This is a genomic window from Haladaptatus sp. W1, assembly GCF_001723155.1.
Taxonomy (GTDB): Archaea; Halobacteriota; Halobacteria; order Halobacteriales; family Haladaptataceae; genus Haladaptatus; species Haladaptatus paucihalophilus.
This window is the reverse complement of sequence record NZ_MEIH01000169.1, coordinates 1-6609: the sequence shown is the minus strand read 5'-3', so window position 1 is coordinate 6609 and position 6609 is coordinate 1. Positions and strand designations below refer to the sequence as shown.

The window sequence follows — 6609 nt, the reverse complement described above, 5'->3', positions numbered from 1 at the left end:
GCCGAACGCGAGTGCGATAACGACGACCGAGAACCAGAACTGACCGATTTCGGTGCCCGGTGTAATCCCCTGGGCCACGCTCGCGGACAGGAACGGAACCTGCCCGGAGAGCGCCTCCGAGTAGGGAATTTTCTTGTTCGTGCTGATGAGAGAGTCGAGGGCGACGCCGAGGATTATCGGCGGTAAGAGGTTGAGAATACGGGCAAAGAGACTCGAGACGACCCCGACGACGAAGGCGAAGCGATTTTCGCCCCCGTATTCGACGAACAGACGCCGCATCGGATTGTCGGCGTTCTCCCGCTGTTCCTCGAACGGGTCGTCTTCGTCCGTGTGTATGCTCATTATTCTCTCTCAAGGGACACCGTATTGATAAGATTTTCCTACGAATCGAAACACCGCCGCTTCAGTCGGTGTTGCACCAACGCAGGAACGGCCAAGTCACGCATAAGCGTTCGGGCAGGGAGGATATCCGAAGCGATGGTCGCTATCGCGGAGGGACGGATAAACCAGAGTTCGTTCTCCGTCCGATCACAGGGAGAGAAGGAACAACTGCGATAAAAATACGTTGTTTCTAGAAACGAGACACGTGGTCACTCGAAAACGGAGACGTAGCGGCGGTTACAGGCTACGACTTTCGACGTCGGGGTCGATACCGGCTTCAGTCAAATCCATGCGCACGCGGTCACGAAGCGGGCCGGGCACCGTTCCGCGGCCGACCGGAACCGCCACGTCGCCGTCTCCCTTCACTTTCCAGTAGAGCACGCATTGGCTGGGGTGATAGTACTCGATGCTGTAGTAGTCGTCAGCGCCGCGGTAGTGGACGCGGGCGGCGAACCCGTCCACCTTCCAGCCATCCTGTTCGCCGAGTGCGGAGAGCGTGTCGTCCATACTTGCGGATTGCTAGCGAGCGTGGTAGTCGTTACGAAACGGAGAAAGTAACAGTTATTCCTCCGGAGCGATTTTTCCACGGTACGGGTTCGTGGTCTAGTTGGTTATGACGCGGCCCTTACAAGGCCGAGGTCGGTGGTTCGAATCCGCCCGAACCCATCGAATTTTTCGAGGAACGGACGTGACGAGTAAATTCGTCCGTGAGGGCGATTGAACCAGACAAGTCGCATGCCCGGGAGCGAACGAAGTGAGCGACCCGGAACGTCTTGGCGAGGTTCGAATCCGCCCGAACCCATTGGATTTTCGTGGTATTTCGTGGTGAGCGAAGCGAACCACCGAGGTCACGAAAAGGAAACGTTCGGCGGTTCGAACGAAGCAAGTCACAGCCCGCGGAGCGAGCAACGCGAGTGAGCAGGAATGTCTTGCACGCAGTTCGAATCCGCCCGAACCCATAATTCTGCGCGATGCGATCCACCAAAGAGCAGTGCGACACCTTCGACGGCGAACGCTTCTATCGCGGGGGATCGTCGTGCTGACCACGAGCAGGAGGTCGCTCACGACCAGCGCGCCGACGTTCCTCCGACGACGAGAACCCGTCCCGGCCGAGCGTGAAGAACTGCTGATAACCGATACTCGCTAACAGGGCGAGGAAGGGGAGCGGGTACAGCCAGTACGCGCGATAGGCGCGGACGAACAGGGGTATCGTCATCGCGAACGCGAGGAGGGTTGCCGTGACGACGGGAGCGTTCGTCGAACGAAGGACGCGTTTCGAACCGCGTTCGGTGACGAGTTGGTGGACGACGACAGCGGCCGGAACGAGAAGGAAAAGGTGTTTGATGGTTTCACGGTAGAGAGCGGCGAGCCACCGGCTCGTGTCGCCGATGAGCGACGGAACGGCCGGGTTGGTCGTGTACTTCTTCGCGGCACCGAACGACCAGTAGAGCGCACCGTGGAAGGACGGCGACCCCCATACGGCGTACACGAACGCGAAAGAGACGGCGACGACGCCGAGCCCACCAGCAACGAATTTCGTGAGCCACGCCGTCCAATCATCGCGTTCGAGGTAGCGAAGACCGTCGTAGGCGAGAACGGGAACGGCGAACACCGCGTGCTGGGAGAACAGACCGGCCGCCGCGATGACTGCACCGCGTGCGAGGGGATGTTTGACCCAGAGCGCGAGGAGGATACCCGCGATGGCGAACGAGCGAACGTTGACTACGGTGCCCCCGGTGGCGGGAACGCTCGTCAGGAACAGCAGTCCGGCCATCAGTCCGACGCGGGAGGCGTTGCGTTCGGCACAGATTCGCCAGAGGAGGATGGCGGAAAACGCGTTCACGATGCCGATGAGCACGAAAAAGACCAGCAGATACTGGCCGGTCGCCGCGACGGCGACGTTCAGCAGTTCGAACAGTGGCGGTTTGTTGTCCACCGCCGGACGGACGTACATCGGCTTCCCGGCGAGGACGGCCTCGGCGAGAGGTCGCCAACAGCACCGGACGTCAATGTGCGCCTGCCGTCTGCCGGATAGAATTCGGAAATACCGATTCAGCGTTTCGAGGATGCCCAACAGGATGAAACTGGGGACGATGAAGGCGGGTGATTTGAGCGTTTCGCGTTCGAAGGATGAGACGTGCATTGTACTAGCGGGGAAGGAATCTGAACGGTGACGGTGGAGGGTCCGTCTTCCCGTTCGAACCTGTTTTCATATTCACACCAATTGGTAGAATAAATATTTTCTCTTGTTATCCGACGAGATGGTCAAGTAAAATATGTGTCTGGATTTGCCACCAATTAGCCATTCCAAGAGCGGTCGAGGGGGGGAACGGTCGCACAACGCGAGGGGGAGCACTCGCGTGTTCACCGGCCGGAAATCGCTCGTTACTCGGGTGCGGCTCGATAGACCGCCGAAGTTACGCTTCCCACGAGAGTTCTACGCCGAGATCGGACCAAATCCACGCGTCTTCGTTTTCAGGGTCGTACAGTTCGACCCCGCCGTCGATTTCGCGTTCCAAGCAATCATCCCATCTATCGGTGTTCTCTTGCACCATTTGGGTATCTCGAACTGCGGTACCGTGTAGCAATAAGCTTTCTCCCGGTCGCGGTATTCACCGCTTACTCCGTTCCTGACGGCGACTAGACTGAAAAATGAGACGACGCTATTCCGCGGGTTTTTCCCGAGCGGGTGCGGGTGGTTGGAGTTCGATTCCCACGTCGTCGGGCGTCAGAACGTCCGGGAGCGTCTCATCTCGGTCTCCGGTAATGTCCGCGAGTATCTCTTTCAGGTACGCGTTGAACAGTTCCGGGTGCTCGCTCATCGGGAAGTGGCCGATTTGGGCCATCTCGACGGCAGTCGCTCCGTCGCCGATCCCTTTTGCCGTTTCCCGTCCATCGTCCGGCGTCGTGAGGTAATCGTACTCGCCGTTGACGATGTACAACGGACACTCGTCGGCGTTCACTTGGTCGAGTTTGTCCCGGTAGTCGTGGTCGACCGAGTAGTAGTAGAGGTCGCCCTTGAACACGCCGTTCGCACCCTGTTCGTACAGGTACATCGTCTCTCGTCGCGTCTGCTCCGGGCTCTGTGGAGCCATCAATCCCCAGCAGGAGTAGGCGTTCACCTCGGTGGTGTTGACCTGTGGGTGGTCGAGCCAGTCGATGTAAAAGCCCGGACTGTGCGCGCCACACTCCAGTCCGATGAGCGCTCGGAACCGGTCGGGATACCAATCGGCCAGTTCGAGCGCGATGTTGCCACCCATCGACGACCCCATGTAGATAGGGTCGTCGAGGTCGAGCGCGTCCGCGAGCGCGACCAGCGTCTCGGTGAACTGCTTCGCCGTCATCGTGTAATCCTCCTCCCACCACGATTGGCTGGTCGGCGGAACCGACTTCCCGTGATACGGCAGGTCGTGGGCGATGACGCGGAAGTCCTCGGTTATCTCTTCGTCCGTGAGGAGGTGGCGCCACTCCTGACAGTTGTTGCCCGCGGTGTGCTGACAGAGAAGCGGAATCCCGTCTTCCGGTCCGTTCTCCTCGAAGTAAATCCGGTGGTCCGTGCCGCCGATCTCCGTGTGGACGTACTTGCCCGTGATGGGCTCGACGGTCCCGTGCTCGGCCATGTTAGCTCCCCCCGTTGTTGTGTGCGACGCGCATCAAATCCAGTGTGCGCTGAAACGCCCGCAAGTTCTGGAATATCTTCTTGTTGTCTCCCCGCATCTGGAGGTGGCCGTCCTCGTTTCTCACCGCACTGCGATAGTGCGAGGCGACGATTTCGTGATTGAACGCGGGCGGGTTCTCCTGGACGAACTCCTCCCACGCCTCGCGGGAGCCTTCGACGCCGAACGACCAGCGGTCGTTCAAGGTCGGATTCGGCATGATGTCCCGAACCTTCCCGCCCTGCATCTCGACGAGGAACCGCTCGTCGCCGATCTCCACGTAGAAGTTGTCGCTGAACTTGTCGTGGCCCCGAACGCCCATCTCGGGGTCGCTATTCACCGTTTCCTTGTATCGTTCCCACCACTCGTGCGTGGCGAGGTCTGTGTCGTTCATGCTCTCCCCCAAGTCAGGGGGACAAGACCCAACGTGATAAAAAATCACATAATCAATCCGGTGCGTGCGACTCGGAATCAGACAGCGATTTCCCGCAGTCGGGACATCGCTCGTCGACCATCGTCACCGGCGCGTCGCACGCGGGGCAAAACTCCAGATAGCAAGCACGTTCTCCCATGCGAGAAAGTACCACGAAAACGGATAAATGGCTTCTGTTACCCGTGCGTGGGTGCGTCAGGAGTTTTCCCCCCGCCCGCCTCCCCTCGGGTGGATTTCGAAATCCTTTTTTGTACCATCCGCCTTTTCCAGAATGAGCCGCCTTAGCTCAGACTGGGAGAGCACTCGACTGAAGATCGAGCTGTCCCCGGTTCAAATCCGGGAGGCGGCATTTTCCTGCGAACAACGTGAGCAGTGAAAATGCTCACGACCGTTATTTGAAGTAGACCGAGATTCTGCGCGGAGCGCAGGTTCTCGGGCGTGGTTTCAAATCCGGGAGGCGGCATTTCTGTTGCGAACAATACCGTGAGCAACAGAAATGGAATCCAAGGGACAACGGAATGCAGCAGGGGCAGGCGATACCGTCCGTTTCGTTCCAGAGCAACCTCGAAAAGGTATTTTTACAACAGTAACCCCCCAAATTCATACGGAATCCATACAGAGTCCCAACTATGAAAGAACGGTGGCTCTACTCGTGGGCACTCGGTTCGATTTCGTTCGGCGGTGCATCCCTGCTGATACCGCTCTACATCGTCGAACTCGGTGCCTCAACGGTGGAGCTGGGTATCTTGGCGGCGACGGCCGCACTCATCGGTGCCCCGGGAGCGATAGTGTTCGGCCGACTCGCCAATCGTGTCGACCATCGGCGGCCACTGGTGGTGATAACACTCGCTACCGTCGCCATCTTCCTCGCCGCGATTCCCTTGTTGAGCAGCGTGACTGCGGTCATCGTCGCCAACGCCGTCATCTGGCTGGTCGTTTCGTCCATCGCACCCGTGTTGACGATGCTGGTCGTAGACGACGCGCCGGAATCCGCGTGGAGTGAGCGTATTGGGGTGCTGAACAAATATCAGGGCTATGGCTGGGCTGGTGGTCTCGTGCTTGGGACCATCTGGCCGTTTGTCGGGGGACAACTCGTCGGGGAGGAAGCCGTCACTCGCGCGCTCTTCTGGGTGTTCGCCCTCAGTGCGGGGATGAGCGTGATAGGGGCTATCCGGTCGCTTCCGCGTCCCGACCCGAGCGCCCACGTCACGAGCGAACGAAAAATCCGCAAGGTTGCACGACTCCTCTCGACCTCAAATCGAGGCATAAAGGGAACCGCCTTCGTGTTCTCACCGAACCGGTTGTACTGGACCACCCGACAGTTCCATCCACGCAGACTCCTCAACCGGATCAATCCGGCCTTGGCGACCTACCTAGTTGCCGCCGTGCTTTTTTTCACTGGGTTCGCTGTCTTCTGGGCACCACTGCCCTTGTTTCTCACAGAGACCGGCTTCGACTCCGAGGAGGTGTTCGCCCTCTACTTGGCTTCGAGTCTCGCCTCCGCGGTCCTCTACGAGGGCGTCGGGACGTTCGCATCGCGATACGATGTTCGGCTCCTCCAATCTGGTGCGCTCGCAGTTCGTGGCGTGCTCTTTCCGGGAACTGCACTGGTGGCCGGTTTGGGGGCCGTGACGCTCGGATTCGGGGCCGCTGGCGTCGGTCTCGCCGCTATCGGCTTGACGTGGGCGGTCATCGCCGTCGTCGGCACTGCAATCGTCACCCGTCTCGCACCACGGAACGTTCGTGGCGAGGTTCTCGGGGTCTACACGGCCCTCGGTGCCATCGCAGGTGGTATTGGTGGGGTACTCGGTGGCTGGGTCGCTACCTTCGGTTACGGCGTTGCGTTCGGCGTCGCAGGCGGATTGGTACTCCTCGGAGCCGTTCTTGTCCTATCGCTCCGAGCACTATCGAAGGAGAGTCATGCGACCGAACCACGCCCGGATACGGATGCTTCTCGTGTCGATACGGCCGTTCCGACATCGACGAGCGAAGGTAGTGAAAATCGCGCCGGATGACGTCGATTCTCTCACTCACGAGGTCAGTCGCCTCGACCAACTCATCGAGAGGGGAGCGGAGCGAACTAACATGCACCCAACCGCGATTTGAATTAGACCGAGGTTCTGCGCGGAGCGCAGGTTC

At 59.5% G+C, this 6609-nt stretch carries 7 protein-coding genes, 2 tRNA genes and 1 pseudogene; 3 read left to right on the top strand and 7 right to left on the bottom strand.

The window, feature by feature from the left end; all coding sequences use genetic code 11:
• Both BG842_RS08940 and BG842_RS08935 read right to left on the bottom strand, forming a co-directional pair.
• A pseudogene (locus BG842_RS08940) lies at positions 1-342 on the bottom strand (ABC transporter ATP-binding protein); the annotation flags it as partial.
• Positions 343-618: 276 nt separating this feature from the next.
• Entirely contained in the window at positions 619-888 is a 270-nt protein-coding gene (locus BG842_RS08935; RefSeq protein WP_069450494.1) for a hypothetical protein, read from the bottom strand.
• 85 nt (positions 889-973) lie between these two features.
• Here BG842_RS08935 and BG842_RS08930 point away from each other — a divergent pair.
• Positions 974-1047 (top strand) — tRNA-Val (locus BG842_RS08930).
• A gap of 352 nt (positions 1048-1399) precedes the next feature.
• Here BG842_RS08930 and BG842_RS08925 read toward each other — a convergent pair.
• The 5 genes from BG842_RS08925 to BG842_RS32475 form a co-directional block, all read right to left on the bottom strand.
• Entirely contained in the window at positions 1400-2524 is a 1125-nt protein-coding gene (locus BG842_RS08925) for a hypothetical protein (RefSeq protein ID WP_069450493.1), read from the bottom strand.
• 274 nt (positions 2525-2798) lie between these two features.
• Positions 2799-2936, bottom strand: a complete 138-nt coding sequence (locus BG842_RS29710) for a hypothetical protein (RefSeq protein WP_154652461.1) — start codon at positions 2934-2936, stop codon at positions 2799-2801.
• A gap of 108 nt (positions 2937-3044) precedes the next feature.
• Positions 3045-4001, bottom strand: a complete 957-nt coding sequence (locus BG842_RS08920) for an alpha/beta fold hydrolase (protein WP_069450492.1) — start codon at positions 3999-4001, stop codon at positions 3045-3047.
• Position 4002: 1 nt separating this feature from the next.
• Positions 4003-4431 carry a hypothetical protein gene (locus BG842_RS08915; RefSeq protein ID WP_069450491.1) on the bottom strand — a complete coding sequence of 143 codons (429 nt, stop codon included), beginning with the start codon at positions 4429-4431 and terminating at the stop codon, positions 4003-4005.
• 52 nt (positions 4432-4483) lie between these two features.
• Positions 4484-4609 (bottom strand): hypothetical protein, encoded by a 126-nt coding sequence (locus BG842_RS32475; RefSeq protein WP_256388515.1) that lies wholly within the window; start codon positions 4607-4609, stop codon positions 4484-4486.
• 136 nt (positions 4610-4745) lie between these two features.
• Here BG842_RS32475 and BG842_RS08910 point away from each other — a divergent pair.
• Together BG842_RS08910 and BG842_RS08905 are read left to right on the top strand one after the other, a co-directional pair.
• Positions 4746-4819: transfer RNA gene (locus BG842_RS08910), tRNA-Phe, on the top strand.
• A 280-nt stretch (positions 4820-5099) separates the two neighbouring features.
• Entirely contained in the window at positions 5100-6485 is a 1386-nt protein-coding gene (locus tag BG842_RS08905) for an MFS transporter (protein ID WP_069450490.1), read from the top strand.
• Positions 6486-6609: the final 124 nt, after the last annotated feature.